The organism is Myxococcus llanfairpwllgwyngyllgogerychwyrndrobwllllantysiliogogogochensis (assembly GCF_006636215.1).
In the GTDB taxonomy this organism is placed as follows: Bacteria; Myxococcota; Myxococcia; order Myxococcales; family Myxococcaceae; genus Myxococcus; species Myxococcus llanfairpwllgwyngyllgogerychwyrndrobwllllantysiliogogogochensis.
Window position 1 is genome coordinate 1 of the sequence record NZ_VIFM01000045.1, and the last position, 14,445, is coordinate 14,445.

Here is a 14,445-nt window from a genome sequence, read left to right on the forward strand (position 1 = left end):
GGGAGGGGGCGGCGGGCGGAACGGATGCAATCAGCGACGCCAGGGTGCGTAGGTAGGGATGAGGGTGCTTGACGCCAAGGGGGTTGCCCCTCTGGGGAGACAGGTCATGGACGCGATGAAGCGGTGCTCGGGATGCGCGGAGGAGATGAGGGCGGAAGCGGCGAAGTGCCCTCGCTGCGGGACGCGAGGGGAGCGGCTTCACCGGGGTGTGGAAGGACGGGCGCTGACGGGCGTGTGCGCGATGCTGGCTCGCGAGCTGGGCATCGACGTGGCGCTGGTCCGCGTGGCGCTCGTCATCGCCACCCTGTTCTCCGGCGGCACGCTGCCCCTCGTCTATCTGCTCCTCTGGGGCTTCACTCCTTCGTCTCCGGTGGGGCAGGCCCCGCTGCAGCGCACGATGGAGTGGCTGTCGGGACTCGGGCAGTCGGAAGCTTCTCGGGTCGAGCGCCGGGTTTGAGGGCGCGGATTCACGGGCCCGCGGCCACGGTAGACACGGCTCGCGGGCCCCTCGGCTCGGCGCGGGTCCCCCCGTCAGCGGACGGGGCCCCCCACGCCGGCCGTCCCGCTCCCTTGCGGCACATGGCGCTGGTGCACACCCTTCGGCTCATTTCGGTCCGCACCGAAACGTTCGTCCTCGGGGACCCGTAGAAGCTCCTCACCGCTTCGCACTCCATCCCGGAATGCACGGCGGTTCGAGGACTCCGGATGTCACCCCCTCTGGACCCCATCGCCGCCGCGACCCACCCGGACCCGTACCCCTTCTACGCGGACCTCGTCTCCCGACGACCCCTGTACTGGGATGACTCCCTTCGCCTGTGGGTCGCCTCCAGCTCGGAGGCCGTTCAGGCGGTGCTCACCCACCCCTCCTGTCGCGTCCGTCCTGTCTCCGAACCGGTTCCTCGCGCCCTGCTCGGGTCGGCTCCCGGCGAGGTGTTCCGACGCCTTGCTCGCATGAACGACGGCTCCCCTCACGCCTTCGCACGGCGCGCCCTCGTCGCGCTGCTGCGCACGTGGGAGCCGCCTCAGGTCATCGAGGTCTCCGGGCGCTGGACCCGACAGCTTTCGCTTTCGGCTCCGAGTCACACGCTGACCTTTCTGCTCCCGGTGTACGTGCTCGGTGAGCTGCTGGGGCTTTCCTCCGAGTCGATCCCCCAGGTCGCCTCCTGGACGCGGGATTTCGTGCGCTGCATCGTTCCCGGCGCCCACCCGGACACCCTGGGGCCCGCGACCTTGGCCGCGCGGTCTCTGCTCTCGGTGTTTCGCTCCGCGCTGGAGGCCCAGCTCGCACCGGGCTCGTCCGGTGGCCCCCTGGCTGTGCTGGCCCATGAGACGGCCTCGCTGGGGCCCCAGGACTCCTCGGAGGTGGTGGTCGCCAATGCCATCGGTCTGCTCTTGCAGACGCATGACGCCACGGCGGGGTTGCTGGGGCAGGCCCTTCGCGCCCTGTTCACGGACTCCTCGCTGCTCATGGAGGTGCGGGACGACGTGTCGCTGCTTCCTTCGTTTCTCGACGAGGTGCTCCGGTTCGAATCCCCCGTCCAGAACACCCGACGGTTCCTGGCCGATGACGCCGTTGTCGCCGGACAGGCCATGGCCTCCGGGGATGCCGTGCTCGTCGTCCTCGCCGCCGCCAACCGTGACCCCGCCCTTCATCCGGAACCGCAGCGGTTCGACCTCCACCGGACACATCCCCGGGCGCTTGCTTTCGGCGCGGGCGCTCATGCCTGCCCTGGTGATGGGCTCGCGAAGTCCATGGCTCATGGCGCCCTCCTGACGCTGCTCTCTTCGGACCTTCGCGCGCTTCGGGCGGCCGTCCTCGGGGCTGCGTGGATGCCCTCGCTCAACTCTCGCATCCCCGTGTTCGCCGCTGCTGTCCTCCCGGAGGCTCAACCATGATTGCCGTCATCTTCGAGGCCCGGCTCAGCGCCGATGGACAGCGTGAGTACCTGGACCTGGCCGACCAGCTCCGGCCGCTGCTGGCTCGCATCGACGGCTTCATCTCCATCGAGCGCTTCCAGAGTCTGTCCTCGCCAGACCGGCTGCTCTCCCTCTCGTTCTGGCGGGACGAGGCCGCCGTCCAGCAATGGCGACAGCTCGAGGCCCACCGCGCCGCCCAGGCCCGGGGCCGGGAGTCCGTCTTCGCCGACTACCGCCTGCGCGTCGCCACGGTCCTTCGCGACTACGGACCCCACGAGCGCGAGCAGGCCCCCGACGACAGCCGACGGGCTCACGGCTGACACCCGGATTGCTCACGGAGCGACGGTCCACACACCTTCCGGGTGCCAACGGCTCCAGCCTGTTATTCGTGGGCTCACGGACACTTTTCGCCAGGAGCCCCGCGCGTGAGCACCCAGAACGTTCGCATCGAGAAGGACACCTTCGGCCCCATCGAAGTCCCCGCCGACCGCCTCTGGGGCGCGCAGACCCAGCGCAGCCTCCAGAACTTCGCCATCTCCACCGAGCGCATGCCCCCCGGCCTCATCCGCGCGCTCGTCCTCGTCAAGAAGGCCGCGGCCCTCGTCAACGTGGAGAACGGCGGCCTGGCTCGCGAGAAGGGCGATGCCATCGTCCGCGCCGCCGATGAGGTCCTCGCCGGCAAACACGACGCCGAGTTCCCCCTGGCCGTCTGGCAGACCGGCAGCGGCACCCAGACGAACATGAACACCAACGAGGTGCTCGCCAACCGCGCCTCGGAGCTGCTCGGCGGAGAGCGCGGCGAGGGCCGCAAGGTCCACGCCAACGACGACGTCAACAAGGGCCAGAGCTCCAACGATGTCTTCCCCACCGCCATGAGCGTGGCCGCCGCCACCTCCCTCGTCGAGCACGTCCTCCCCGAACTGAAGGCCCTGCGCGATGTCCTCGCCGACAAGTCCCGCGCCTTCATGGACGTGGTGAAGATTGGCCGCACCCACCTCCAGGACGCCACGCCCCTCACCCTGGGCCAGGAGCTGAGCGGCTACGTCGCCCAGCTGGACCTCGCGCGTTCCCACCTGGAGCGGACGCTGCCGCACCTGCATGAGCTCGCGCTGGGTGGCACCGCCGTCGGCACGGGCCTCAACGCCCCCAAGGGCTATGCCGAGCGCGTCGCGAAGGAGATTGCCCGCCTCACCGGCCTCGGCTTCGTCACCGCCCCCAACAAGTTCGAGGCGCTGGCCGCCAACGACGCGCTCGTCCAGGCCCACGGCGCCCTCAAGGGCCTGGCCGCCGTCCTCTTCAAAATCGCCAACGACATCCGCTGGCTGTCCTCCGGCCCCCGCTCCGGCCTGGGCGAAATCACCATCCCGGAGAACGAGCCGGGCAGCTCCATCATGCCGGGCAAGGTCAATCCCACCCAGAGCGAAGCCCTCACCATGCTCTGCGCCCAGGTCATGGGCAACGACGTCGCCGTCTCCATCGGCGGCGCCTCCGGCAACTTCGAGCTCAACGTCTTCAAGCCCCTCATCATCCACAACGTCCTGCAGAGCTGCCGGCTGCTCGCGGACGGCATGCGCAGCTTCCGGCTCAACTGCGCTGTCGGCATCGAACCCAACCGCGCCCGCATCCAGGAGAACCTGGAGCGCAGCCTCATGCTCGTCACCGCCCTCAACCCGCACATCGGCTACGACAACGCCGCGAAAATCGCCAAGCAGGCCCACAAGGAAGGCAAGACGCTCAAGGAGGTCGCCGTGGCGCTGGGCCTGCTCACCTCCGAGCAGTTCGACCAATGGGTCCGCCCGGAGAAGATGACCGGCCTGTAGGCCGCCCGTGTCCTACACCCCGCCTGGACGCCCCACCGAGGGGCATCCGGGGGGCCATCCCCGTCCCAACCGTGGGCCAGCTCACGCTGCGGGAAGAACGAGCGGGCGCGAGGGCGACAGGACGATTAGGGTAGGGGAGCCATGAACGTCCCTTTCGTCATTGAGACCACGCACCGCGGCGAGCGGGCGTATGACCTGTACAGCCGGCTCCTCAAGGACCGCATCATCATGCTGGGCACGCCCGTCAACGACGACGTGGCCAACATCATCGTCGCCCAGTTGCTCTTCCTCGAGTCCGAGGACCCCGACAAGGGCATCAACCTCTACATCAACTCGCCCGGTGGCTCCGTCACGGCCGGCCTCGCCATCTATGACACCATGCAGTACGTGAAGTGTCCGGTGTCCACCATCTGCGTGGGACAGGCCGCCTCCATGGGCGCCCTCCTGCTGCTGGCCGGTGCCAAGGGCAAGCGCTACGCCCTGCCCAACAGCCGCATCATGATTCACCAGCCGCTCGGCGGCGCTCAGGGCCAGGCCACGGACATCGACATCCAGGCCAAGGAAATCCTCCGCCTGCGCAGCTACATCAACGGCCTCATCGTCAAGCACACGGGCCACACCGTCGAGCGCATCGAGAAGGACACCGAGCGCGACTACTTCATGAGCGCCGAGGATGCCCGGCAGTACGGCCTCATCGACGAAGTCGTGGAGAAGCAGCGCATCATCTCTCCGTCCCCGTCCGCGAAGTAACGGCGCGTCGTCGCACCGCCCCCCGCTCTCATGGCGGAGCGGGGGCCGGGTGGGTGCTTCGAGCCCGCCCGTTGATTCCGCCCCCCGCCGCGCGCAGGTCCTACGCTGGTGCACCGAGCAGGCGCGAAACCCGCGCGCCGCCGTGCCCGCTCCCTCGGCTGCGAGTGTCCTGGCCGATGCCCAAACTTGGACACATGTCCTGGCCCCGCTCGCGCACCCTCCGTCGCCTCCTGCTACCCGCCGCCATCCTGCTTGGAGTGGGCTGCGTGGGGCCCACCGGTCGCCCGCCCGTTCCCCCCTCCTCGGCCTCCGTGCAGGCGGAGCTGGGCGAGCGCGACGTCATCCAGGCCGGTGAGGAATACGCCCGCAACAACAGCTTCGTCCTGGCCCAGGCCGGCGAGGCCGTGGAGATCCGCCCCAACCTCTGGCGCATCCGCTTCGGCTTGAAGGACAAGCCCGGCCGGGGCGTGGAGCTGGAGTTCGACGAGATTGCCCGCCGGGTGACGCGCGCCCAGGAGATTGAAATCCTCCCGGGCTCCACCACCACCCCCGACAACGTCCCCGGACGGGGAGAGGACGTGCCCTCCGGCGGTCAGGGGCGAGGACCCGTCCCCTGACGCGGCCGGAGCCGGCCGCTACGGCAGCGCGGTGACGCGATTCAACGCCGGGGCGGGCAAGGGGCTCGCCGCGCTGCTGTGCGCCTTCAGGTAGGCCTCCATCGCGTCGCTGTCCACGGCGCCACCCAGCCGGTTCGTCCCCTCGGGGAGCACCTCGACGCCATCACCCCCACTCGCGAGGTAGTTGTTCGCGGTGACGCGGTACTCCGCCGTCAGGCTCACTGGCACGCCGTTGATCCGGATGGACGCCGGGTCGACGCGGTTTCCGATGGGCGCCGACGCGCTGAACGCATAGGTGAAGCCCGCCGACGGAAGCAGCATGATGGTGGCTCCCGACGGCTGCCACTGCCCCTCCAGCAGTTGCTCGATTTGCGCGCCCGTCAGCGTCACGGTGACCAGGCTGTTGCCGAACGGCTGCGTGGTGAAGGCCTCGCCGTAGGTGACCTCTCCCTGGCCGATGTCCGCGCGCAGGCCGCCCGAGTTCATGAAGGCCACCTGCGCCCCACCCAGGTTCGCGGGCTTCGTCGCCTCCAACTGTGAGTCCGCGACGACGAAGCCCAGGGTGGACTGGCCCGCGGAGTCCGTCTGTGACCTGAGCGTCTGCGCCACCCAGCCGATGACCCGGTTGGCCCGCTGCTCGACGAGCCCCTGGTACTTCGTCACCAGCTCCTTCACCGCGCCGACCTCCTGCACGTCGCGAGTGACGATGACGTTGTTCGCTCGCGCCCCCACGACGTCGCCCGTCGCCTTGCTCAACGTCAGGTCGATGTCCGTGACGAGCCGCCCCATCGACGAGGCGCTCGTGACGACCTTGCCATCGATGACGCAGTTGTAGGCCTGATGCGTGTGGCCGCTGACGATGACATCCACCGCGTCGTTGAGGCCCTTGGCGATGCCCACGATGGCACCTGAGATGAGGCCGTCCGCACCCGCGCCCTTGCATTCGTTCACCAGCGAGCCCGGGGCCGGATTGCCGCCCTGGTGCACCACCACGATGATGGCTTCGATGCCCTGCTGCCGCAGCTCCGGCACCAGCGCGTTCACCGTCTGCACTTCGTCCTTGAAGGTGAGCCCCGCCACGCCCGTGGGGATGACGGCTTCCGGCGTGTTCTCCAACGTCATGCCGATGAAGGCCACCTTCACGCCCTCGAACTCGCGCACGTCGTAGCGGGGGAACAGCGTGCGGTCCACGCCCGTGGCCACGTTGGCCGCCAGGAACTTGAACTTCGCGCCCGGGAAGCCATCCCCGTCCAGGCAGCCATCCACCGGGTGGCAGCCGCCCGACTGCATGCGCAACAGCTCCGTGCTGCCCTCGTCGAACTCGTGGTTGCCCACCGCGACCAGGTCAAGACCAATCAGGTTCATCGCCTCGATGGTGGGCTCGTCGTGGAAGAGCGCCGACACCAGCGGCGAGGCGCCGATGAGGTCTCCCGCCGCCACCACCACCGTGTTCGGATTGGTGGCCCGCAGGGCCGCGATGTGCCGGGCGAAGTACGTCACGCCGCCCGCGTTCACCCGCACCGGCCCACCGTCGGGGGCCACGCCCGCCAGAATCTGGCTCGCGGGCTCCTCGAGCTGCCCGTGGAAGTCATTGAACGCGAGCACCTGCACGCTCACCGTGGTGGGACCCGAGTCGGGAGTCCCCGCGTCGGGTCTCCCCGCGTCGGGCGCCCCCGCGTCGGGTGTCCCCGAGTCGGGTGTCCCCGCGTCGGGTGTCCCCGCGTCCGGAGGCGGCTGCAGGACGGGGTGTTGCTCGCAGCGCTTGTCGTCGCAAACCCACTCCTTTCCCTCGGCCGGTGTGCCGTTGTCTTCACGGCAGTCGGCGGCGTCCTGGCACTCGTCACCTCCGCAGCCGCCATGGGCGAAGAGGAACATGCCGGTGACAAACGCTCCGGCGAGCAGGAAGACGCTGGGGCGCGCTCCCGGAAGTGACGAGCGCGGTGTGGCTTGAGGCATCGACGGAACTCCAACGAACGGGGAGGGGGAGCCTACTCAGGTTCGTGGAGGATGGCGCGCCCTTCATGGCGGCACGGTGAAGCTCGCGCCTCGACTTCGTCTCGACACGGGGTTGCGACTCATCGCCCTGCTTCAAGGAGCGGGTGGCGGCGCCTCGCCGCCGCACAGCAGCAACTCCGCGGGCCCCCCGGTGCGGCCCACGAGGACGGCGACCTGTCCGTGGGCGCGGCCGAAGCGCTCCGCCTCCGCGCGGGGCAGGCCCGGCACGAAGAGGCTCTGCTCGGACCAGCTCCCGTCCTCCGCCTCACCGATGGCGGGCGCCACCACCCAGCCGCCCGCGATGAGCTGGGAGGTCAGCCGCTCCTGTGCGCGCTGGTTCTCGTCCTTGCCCCGAGGGCGCGAACCCGGATTCCAGGCTGTCAGGAAGGCCCACTCCCGATGCCCCCGTGCCGCCAGGGCGGCGTCGAGGGCGGGGTGCAGCCTTCCAACTCGCAGCACCTGCTCCACGCCTTCCGTGGAACCATGGGGGCGAATGACATACCGCGTCGCCCGGTAGGCTCCCAGCAACCGCTCCTGGTCGAGCTGTCTCATCGCCTCATTCTCGCGTTGCCGACACCCCGCTGTCAGCCCCGGGGGCGACAGGTTCTGGCGAAAAGGTGTCTGGATATTCCCGGTGAATGTTCAGAACCCCTCAACGTCGGGAGCCCTCGCAACGTTCCAATGAGGGGGCGTTTGGACGTGGGGCGGATCCAGATGATGCGTCGTGCCGTGGTCGTCGCCGCGCTGTGCGGGGGCTTGGGGGGGACCGGCTGTGTTTCGGTGAGTCATGTCCAGACAGCCGACACGCTGGGCGCGGGCAAGTTCCAGATCGCCATCGAGCCGGGCGTCGGGGGCGCCGCCGTCATTGGTGAGAGCGGGGCGGCTGGCGTCTACTATCCACACATCGACCTCGCGGCGCGCTTCGGCGTGACGGAGCGCTTGGACCTGGGCGTGCGCTTCGGCTCGTCGCTGGCCGAACTCCAGTCGAAGTTCCTGCTCACCACCCCCGATGACCCGAACCTGGCCATCTCCCTGGCGCCCTCGGTGATGGGTGTCTTCGTGGGAAACGATGACGCCGCCGTGGGCAGCTACGTCAACCTGGCGGTGCCCCTGCTGGTGGGCTTCAAGACGGCGGGCGGCTCGGAGCTGGTGCTGGGGCCTCGCGTGTCCGCGACGCGAATCGCCGCGGGCAGCTCCACCGAAAACGCGGCGGTGAATCTGCTGAGCGTGGGTGCCTCGGTGGGCTACGCGCTGCGCGTCACCGAGGGTTTCCGCCTGATGCCCGAGGTGGGCATCTCCGTCCCCATCGTCGGTGAGTTCAACACCACGGATTCCAGCTCGGAGCTGGGCGCGGGCTTCGAGGGAGGCTTCGTCCAGTTCAAGCTGGGCTTCCTCTTCGGCCGCGGTCGTTCCATCCGGCGCGACGTGCGGGACTACAACACCGCCGACTCGAGCGACGTCGACATCTGACGTGGCTTCCCTTCGGGCCCGGGCAACGGCTGTCCTGGGCTCGGTGGGTGGATGATGGTCCTTGTCTCTGGGTGTGGGGCGCGCGCCCGTCCTTCTTCCGCTAACCTGCCCGGCTCCGGGCGTGCAGGGTCCGGTCAGAAAGAGGCTCGACATGGACTCGGTGGATGCGCGGCTGGAGCGACTGGAGCGCCGCTGTCGGCGGTTGCAGGGACTCACCTTCTCGGCGCTCGCGCTGGCGGGAGTGGGGCTGGGCACCGCGGCGTTGAAGCCCGCGCCGACGCTGGGGGGAGAGCTGGTGGCCTCGCGCCTGGTGCTCAACGATGCCCAGGGCCAGCGCCGGGCCTCGCTGGGGCTGGATGACTCGGGCGCCGCGGGGCTGGTGCTCCATGACGGCGCGGGACGTCCGCGCGCCTTGCTGGGCGTGGCGGGGGATGGCTCGCCCCGGCTGCGCTTCTCCACGGCCGGGGGCGAGTCCCTGGCCGAACTCACCGTGTACTCGGATGAAGCGCCGCGCCTGACGCTGTCCAAGCCCGGTGGCGTGGACCTGTTCGCGGTGGGGCTCCAGGTGGACGGCTCCTCGCGGCTGGAGCTGGCGGACGCGGACGGGCGGCCTCGCGCGATTCTGGGCGCGGATGAGCACGGCTCGCTGGGGCTGATGCTGGTGGACCGCCGGGGTCAGCCTCGCGTGGAGCTGAAGGTGAGCCCCGCCGACGGCGCCAGCCTGCGCGTGGAGGGCCGCGACGGCGAGGTCTTCCATGCGCCCGCCGTCCTGCAGTGACGCCACGTCACTGCTGGGGCGGAACGATTCTGTAGCCGCGTTGCAGGAGCGGGGCGAGGCGGTCGGAGATGTCCCAGGACTCCACCACCTTGCCGTCGCGCATCCGGTAGAGCGAGTGGCCGTTCAGCGCGAGGGGACGGGGCTTGCCCGTGTCGTCCGGGTGCTTCACGTCCGTGCCCTCGGCCTTCCAGTGCACCAGCACCATGTCTCCGTCCGCCACCACGTGGAGGACGTCGAAGCGCAGGTCCGGGAAGGCCTGGAACGTCGCCTCGGCCTGCTGGCGCACGGCGGCCGGGCCCACCACGTCCGTGGGCGCTCCCGTGGAGTGGTCCACGTAGTCCTCGGAGAACAGCTCCGCGACGCGGTCCAGCTTGCGCAGGTTGTAGAGCTCCTCGGTGAGCAGTCGCGCCTGCTGGCGGTTCTGCTCCTCCAGCGCGGCGGCGCGCTCCACCGGAGACACGGACGCACACGCGGACAGCATTCCGAGCACGCAGAGCCACATCGTCGTCGCGGGGCTTTTCATGGCCTGGGAAGCTGCGCAGCGCCGCCCAGGCCGTCAGCCCCCCGAGGTCCCCGAGTGTTCACCGCACATCAGGGCGACAGGTGCCCCAGGCCGATAGGCGAGGCGAGGCAGCTGTCCGGAATGCCGAAGGCATCCACCAGCGCCACCGCGTCCGGACGCAACTCCGTGCAGAGCTTCACGACCTCCTTGCGGATGGCCAGGGCCTTGTTGCCCTCCATGAGCCCGTTCTCCTGGAACCAGCCGCTCGACGACTCCAGGCACGACAGGCCATAGAGGTCGCACAACCGTCCCAGGACGACCTTGAGCCCCTCGTCCTTCACCGCCGCCACGCCGTGGAGGAACTGCTCCAGCACCACCCGCTCGATGTGCGCGTGCGCCAGCGCGACCAGGTGTGCCTGCACCTGGTTGAAGGCGCTGAACGCCTCCACGCCCGCGGACATCCGCTTGCGCAGCCGCTTCGCCACCGAGGCCAGCAGGTCCTCCTCGCGGTAGCGCAAGAGCCGGAGCTGGAAGTCGCCGTCGCGCAGGTGCTCGCTGCCGGTGCGCCGCGTCGCGATGGGGTTTCGGTCCGCCACCGACGTCGCCCTGTCGGCGATGAGCTTGAGCACCGCGAAGACGCGGTCATCCTCGAAGCGCTGCCGGTAGTCCGTCAGCAGGCTCTTGGCGACCAGCTGCATCAGCACCGTGTTGTCGCCCTCGAACGTCGTGAAGATGTCCGTGTCCGCCTTCAACCCCGGCAGCCGGTTGGCCTCCAGATAACCCTGGCCTCCGCACGCCTCGCGCGCCTCCTGGAGCACCGCCGTCACGTTCCACGAGGCATACGCCTTGAGACCCGCCGCCAGGGCCTCCACCTCCATGGAGTCCTCCTCCGTGCGCTTCACGTAGCGCTCCACCAGGTACTCCAGCGCGAAGTCGAGCGCGTACGTCTTCGCCAGCGGCCTCAGCAGGCGCAGCTGGTGCGTCTGGTGGTCGAGCAGCCGGACTTCCGTTGCGCCCGGAGGACCGAACTGCCGGCGCAAGTCCGCGTAGCGCACGGCGATGGTCAGCCCGCTCTTGGCTCCGCTCAGCGACGCGCACGCCACGCTCACCCGCCCCGCGACGAGCGTGCCCAGCATGGTGAAGAAGCGCCGTCCGTCGCTGGAGATGGAGCTGGTGTACTCGCCGTCGGCGCTCACCTGGCCGAAGCGGTCCAGCAGGTTCTCCCGAGGCACCCGCACGTGGTCGAACCAGATGCGGCCGTTGTCCACGCCGTTGAGCCCCATCTTCCGGCCGCAGTCCTCGATGCGCACTCCGGGAAGCAGCCTGCCGCGCTCATCGCGCAGGGGCACCAGGAGGGCGTGCACGCCCAGGCCCTTGCCGCCCACCTCCAGCTGCGCGAACACCGTGGCGATGCGGCCGTGGACCGCGGCGTTGCCAATCCACTCCTTGCGCGCGGAGTCCGACGGCGTGTGGACGAGGAAGTTCCCGGCCTCCGCGTCGTAGCGCGCCACCGTCTCCACGTCGCGCACGTTGGAGCCGTGGCCCAGCTCGCTCATGGCGAAACAGCCGGGCAATTCCAGCGTGGCGACCTTTGGCAGGTACTCGCGGTGGTGCCGCTCCGTGCCGAGGAAGAGGATGCTCGCGCCGAACAGGCCGAAGTGGACACCCGCCTTCACCACGAGGCTCATGTCGAAGAACGCCAGCGTCTCGAACGCGGCGATGAAGGCGCCCAGGTCCGCGCCCGCCTCGTCACCTTCCGGGAAGGCGATGCGGCCCAGGCCCTCGTCCGCCAGTTGCTTGAGCCAGTCGAAGACCTGCTCGCGCTGCTTCGCCGTGTCCTGCGTGGGCTGCTGGCGGAAGGCCGGGTCCTCCAGCCACGTGCGCACCTTCGAGCGGACCTCTGGGTACTTGCGGTCCAGCACCGCGCGCAGTGCCTCCGGGGCGAAGGACGTGGGCTCCGTGGGGCCGATGCGCCGTGGCTCGTGCGCGGCGGAGGGGACGAGGGCGCGCACGGCGTCCCGGCTGGAGACCCCCAGCACGGCCTCGACAGAGGCCAGCGCGCGCACCAGTTCGGGGACGGACGGGGGCAGCTCCTTCGTGCCGGAGACCAGCTCGGCCAGCTTCGCGCCCAGCTCCGCGAGGCTGTCCTGGGGACTGAGGGCCAGTCGCGTGGCGGCGGCGCGGATGTGCTCGCGCACCAGCGCCAGCTCGTTGGAGGTGGGCGGCAGCAGCGGGTCCAACCAGCGCGCGAGCACGGAGGTGGAGCGCAGGTCCAGCCAGGGCTGGGCGCGGGCCGCGTTGCCGAGCATCCGTATCTCCGCGGGTGTCAGCTCTCCGTCCGTCCAGGCCACGTACAGCATGGGCACCAGCGGCGCGAGGCGCGGCAGCGACAGCAGCTCCTTCGCGGTTGGACGAATCTCTTCCACCATAAGTCGACACTCCAGCAGGCGAGGGAACGGGCGCAGTGTGGACAGCATGGCGCCGGGCGGCAATGGGAGAGAGCACTCGGCTGTCGGGCAGGCGGGCGGGCCCTGCATGCCGGGGCCGGAGAGTGTCCCTAGCTTGCCACGTCATGGACGAGCCCCAGGACCTCACGGAGATGGAGATTCTGCCCCAGCCGGGCGCCCACGGCTTTGACGGCGCCAGGGAGCGCGGCAGGCACGAGATGCATGGCCCCTTCGTGCTGCCCCCCGGGCCCCAGGGCTTCTCGTTCTCCCTGTACCAGTCCACCGGCGCCGCGTTGATGCCGGGGCACCGGCTGGAGTTGCTCGACAACGGCGCGGTGTTCGACCGGATGCTGGAGGACATCCACGCGGCGCGGGAGAGTGTCCACATCCTCGTCTACATCTGGCGGCCGTGTGACGTGTCGGACCGCATCATCGAGGCGCTGGTGGAGCGCTCCCGCGCGGGTGTCGCGTGCCGCGTGGTGGTGGACCCGGTGGGCAGCGAGGAGCTCAGCGGCGACAAGGACTTCGACCAGAAGGTGGAGAAGGTGCTCTGCGAGGCCGGGGTGGAGGTTCACTACTACCGGCTGCTCGCGGGCAAGGTGATGGGGCGCCTGTTGGGGCGCACGCACCAGAAGCTGGTCATCATCGACGGACGCATCGCGTACACGGGCGGCTTCGGCTTCTGGAAGGTCTGGGAGGGCAACGGTCAGTCGCCCGAGGAGTGGCGCGACACGAGCGTCCGTGTCGAGGGCCCCGCCGCGCGCGAGATGCAGCTCTCCTTCTCGCGTTACTGGCAGGAGTCGGGCGGCGGACTGCTGCCTCCGAGCACCTTCCCGGAGCCCGCGCTGGTGGGTGACTCCGAGGCGTGCTTCGTGGAGAGCTCGGGCAAGCTGGGCATCACGGATGCGGAGCGCATGGTGCGCATGGTCATCGCCGCCGCGCGTGAGCGCCTGTGGATCGCCAACGCGTACTTCTCTCCGCCCAACGAGATTCTGGAGCAGCTGGAGGAGAAGTGCCGGCAGGGCGTGGAGCTTCGCATCCTGGGCCCCGGACCCATCCATGACGTGAAGGTCATCCGTGCCTCGCAGCGCTCCACGTACGAGCGACTGTTGGACGCGGGCGCGCGCATCTACGAGTACCAACCGTCGATGATGCACGCGAAGACGATGCTCGTGGATGACTGGCTCGCCGTGGTGGGCTCCACCAACATGGACTCGCTGTCGCTCAACAAGTTGGGTGAGGGCTCGCTCGTCATCAACGACGCGGAGTTCGTGCGCAAGATGGAGCGCTGCTGGGCGAAGGACCTGCGTGTCTCCAAGGAAATCTCGCTGGAGAACGGGGGCCGCACCAACCCGTGGCGACGGTTGGCTCGCAGGGCCACGCAGTTGGTGGGCCATGACCGCTGACGGTCAGCGCGGGTTCGTCACGCCGACCTGACGACAGGACTCGAGCACAGGACAGGTGGAGCACCGGGGCCGCGAGCCGGTGCACACGTGCTTGCCGAAGGGCACCAACAGGCGATTGAGTTCCACCCAGTACCTGCGCGGGAGCTGCGTCTCCAGGGCCGCCATCGTCGCCTCGGGTGAGTTGGCCTTCACGTAGCCCCAGCGGTTCGTCACGCGGTGCACGTGGATGTCCACGCTGATGGCCTCGTGGCCGCAGGCGATGCCGAGCGCCAGGTGCGCGCACTTGGGCCCCACGCCCTTGAAGGTTTGGAGCACCTGGGCGTCACAGGGCAGCTTTCCGCCGAACTCGTTCCGGGTGCGCACGGCGATGGCGTGGAGTTGGTGCGCCTTGGCGTCGTGGAAGGTGACGGGGCGGATGAGGGCGTCGAGGTCGTCGGGGCGCATGCTCGCGAGCGCTTCGGGGGTGGAGGCGCGCTGGAGCAATGCGAGCGCGGCGGGCAGGCTCACTTCATCGAGGGTGCGGATGGAGAGGATGCAGGCGACGAGCTGCTCGAAGAGGCTGTCGTGGCCTCGTGCCGCGAGCGCGAACATCGCCGCGTCCGCGAAGTCACGCACCGCTTCGCGCACTCGCGCCAGCACGTCGTCGATGTCGAAGGGAACTTTGTCGGCGCGCGGCTCGGGTTCGGTGACCACGCCTGTGTTGTCCGGACGTGCGCGCACGGTTCGCGTGCTGGTCCGGGACG

At 69.6% G+C, this 14,445-nt stretch carries 14 protein-coding genes; 9 read left to right on the forward strand and 5 right to left on the reverse strand.

Features of this window, described 5'->3' with window-relative positions; genetic code table 11:
• Window positions 1-106: 106 nt before the first annotated feature.
• From FJV41_RS13865 to FJV41_RS13890, 6 genes are all read left to right on the forward strand, one after another.
• Window positions 107-457, forward strand: a complete 351-nt coding sequence (locus tag FJV41_RS13865; protein WP_246137195.1) for a PspC domain-containing protein — start codon at window positions 107-109, stop codon at window positions 455-457.
• Between the two features lie 248 nt (window positions 458-705).
• Window positions 706-1,896: a cytochrome P450 gene (locus tag FJV41_RS13870; RefSeq protein ID WP_141642948.1), complete on the forward strand. Its 1,191-nt coding sequence runs from the start codon at window positions 706-708 to the stop codon at window positions 1,894-1,896.
• Window positions 1,893-2,237, forward strand: a complete 345-nt coding sequence (locus FJV41_RS54590; RefSeq protein WP_141642949.1) for an antibiotic biosynthesis monooxygenase family protein — start codon at window positions 1,893-1,895, stop codon at window positions 2,235-2,237. The genes FJV41_RS13870 and FJV41_RS54590 overlap by 4 nt, the downstream gene beginning before the upstream one ends.
• Window positions 2,238-2,342: 105 nt before the next feature.
• On the forward strand, window positions 2,343-3,737 hold the full coding sequence (fumC, locus tag FJV41_RS13880; protein WP_141642950.1) for a class II fumarate hydratase: 1,395 nt from the start codon (window positions 2,343-2,345) through the stop codon (window positions 3,735-3,737).
• Between the two features lie 141 nt (window positions 3,738-3,878).
• On the forward strand, window positions 3,879-4,487 hold the full coding sequence (gene clpP, locus FJV41_RS13885; protein ID WP_141642951.1) for an ATP-dependent Clp endopeptidase proteolytic subunit ClpP: 609 nt from the start codon (window positions 3,879-3,881) through the stop codon (window positions 4,485-4,487).
• Window positions 4,488-4,681: 194 nt separating this feature from the next.
• Window positions 4,682-5,104, forward strand: coding sequence for a hypothetical protein (locus FJV41_RS13890; RefSeq protein WP_174457887.1), 423 nt, complete (start codon window positions 4,682-4,684; stop codon window positions 5,102-5,104).
• An 18-nt stretch (window positions 5,105-5,122) separates the two neighbouring features.
• Here the strand turns inward: FJV41_RS13890 and FJV41_RS13895 are convergent, their stop codons facing one another.
• Complete coding sequence (locus FJV41_RS13895; protein ID WP_141642952.1) at window positions 5,123-7,060, reverse strand: bifunctional metallophosphatase/5'-nucleotidase; 1,938 nt, start codon at window positions 7,058-7,060, stop codon at window positions 5,123-5,125.
• A gap of 132 nt (window positions 7,061-7,192) precedes the next feature.
• Window positions 7,193-7,651 carry a DUF3293 domain-containing protein gene (locus FJV41_RS13900; RefSeq protein ID WP_141642953.1) on the reverse strand — a complete coding sequence of 153 codons (459 nt, stop codon included), beginning with the start codon at window positions 7,649-7,651 and terminating at the stop codon, window positions 7,193-7,195.
• Between the two features lie 162 nt (window positions 7,652-7,813).
• Between FJV41_RS13900 and FJV41_RS13905 the strand changes: the two genes are divergently transcribed.
• Window positions 7,814-8,569, forward strand: coding sequence for a hypothetical protein (locus tag FJV41_RS13905; protein ID WP_141642954.1), 756 nt, complete (start codon window positions 7,814-7,816; stop codon window positions 8,567-8,569).
• A 151-nt stretch (window positions 8,570-8,720) separates the two neighbouring features.
• The gene (locus FJV41_RS13910) at window positions 8,721-9,347 is read left to right on the forward strand and encodes a hypothetical protein (RefSeq protein WP_141642955.1); all 627 of its coding nucleotides are present in this window, start codon (window positions 8,721-8,723) and stop codon (window positions 9,345-9,347) included.
• A 7-nt stretch (window positions 9,348-9,354) separates the two neighbouring features.
• Here FJV41_RS13910 and FJV41_RS13915 read toward each other — a convergent pair whose 3' ends face one another.
• Together FJV41_RS13915 and FJV41_RS13920 are read right to left on the reverse strand one after the other, a co-directional pair.
• On the reverse strand, window positions 9,355-9,870 hold the full coding sequence (locus FJV41_RS13915; RefSeq protein WP_141642956.1) for an ester cyclase: 516 nt from the start codon (window positions 9,868-9,870) through the stop codon (window positions 9,355-9,357).
• 68 nt (window positions 9,871-9,938) lie between these two features.
• Window positions 9,939-12,278: an acyl-CoA dehydrogenase family protein gene (locus FJV41_RS13920; RefSeq protein WP_141642957.1), complete on the reverse strand. Its 2,340-nt coding sequence runs from the start codon at window positions 12,276-12,278 to the stop codon at window positions 9,939-9,941.
• A 143-nt stretch (window positions 12,279-12,421) separates the two neighbouring features.
• Here FJV41_RS13920 and FJV41_RS13925 point away from each other — a divergent pair, with 143 nt between their 5' ends.
• On the forward strand, window positions 12,422-13,702 hold the full coding sequence (locus FJV41_RS13925; protein ID WP_141642958.1) for a phospholipase D-like domain-containing protein: 1,281 nt from the start codon (window positions 12,422-12,424) through the stop codon (window positions 13,700-13,702).
• A 3-nt stretch (window positions 13,703-13,705) separates the two neighbouring features.
• Here FJV41_RS13925 and FJV41_RS13930 read toward each other — a convergent pair whose 3' ends face one another.
• Complete coding sequence (locus tag FJV41_RS13930) at window positions 13,706-14,395, reverse strand: endonuclease III domain-containing protein (protein WP_246137196.1); 690 nt, start codon at window positions 14,393-14,395, stop codon at window positions 13,706-13,708.
• Window positions 14,396-14,445 lie beyond the last annotated feature (50 nt).

Bases quoted from the DNA above. Each gene is read 5' to 3' on its own strand.
- FJV41_RS13905 (WP_141642954.1), top strand. From the start codon at position 7,814: ATGATGCGTCGTGCCGTGGTCGTCGCCGCGCTGTGCGGGGGCTTGGGG.
- FJV41_RS13915 (WP_141642956.1), bottom strand. From the start codon at position 9,870: ATGAAAAGCCCCGCGACGACGATGTGGCTCTGCGTGCTCGGAATGCTG.
- FJV41_RS13870 (WP_141642948.1), top strand. From the start codon at position 706: ATGTCACCCCCTCTGGACCCCATCGCCGCCGCGACCCACCCGGACCCG.
- FJV41_RS13925 (WP_141642958.1), top strand. From the start codon at position 12,422: ATGGACGAGCCCCAGGACCTCACGGAGATGGAGATTCTGCCCCAGCCG.
- FJV41_RS13895 (WP_141642952.1), bottom strand. From the start codon at position 7,060: ATGCCTCAAGCCACACCGCGCTCGTCACTTCCGGGAGCGCGCCCCAGC.
- clpP (WP_141642951.1), top strand. From the start codon at position 3,879: ATGAACGTCCCTTTCGTCATTGAGACCACGCACCGCGGCGAGCGGGCG.
- FJV41_RS13890 (WP_174457887.1), top strand. From the start codon at position 4,682: ATGTCCTGGCCCCGCTCGCGCACCCTCCGTCGCCTCCTGCTACCCGCC.
- FJV41_RS54590 (WP_141642949.1), top strand. From the start codon at position 1,893: ATGATTGCCGTCATCTTCGAGGCCCGGCTCAGCGCCGATGGACAGCGT.
- FJV41_RS13865 (WP_246137195.1), top strand. From the start codon at position 107: ATGGACGCGATGAAGCGGTGCTCGGGATGCGCGGAGGAGATGAGGGCG.
- FJV41_RS13910 (WP_141642955.1), top strand. From the start codon at position 8,721: ATGGACTCGGTGGATGCGCGGCTGGAGCGACTGGAGCGCCGCTGTCGG.
- FJV41_RS13900 (WP_141642953.1), bottom strand. From the start codon at position 7,651: ATGAGACAGCTCGACCAGGAGCGGTTGCTGGGAGCCTACCGGGCGACG.
- FJV41_RS13920 (WP_141642957.1), bottom strand. From the start codon at position 12,278: ATGGTGGAAGAGATTCGTCCAACCGCGAAGGAGCTGCTGTCGCTGCCG.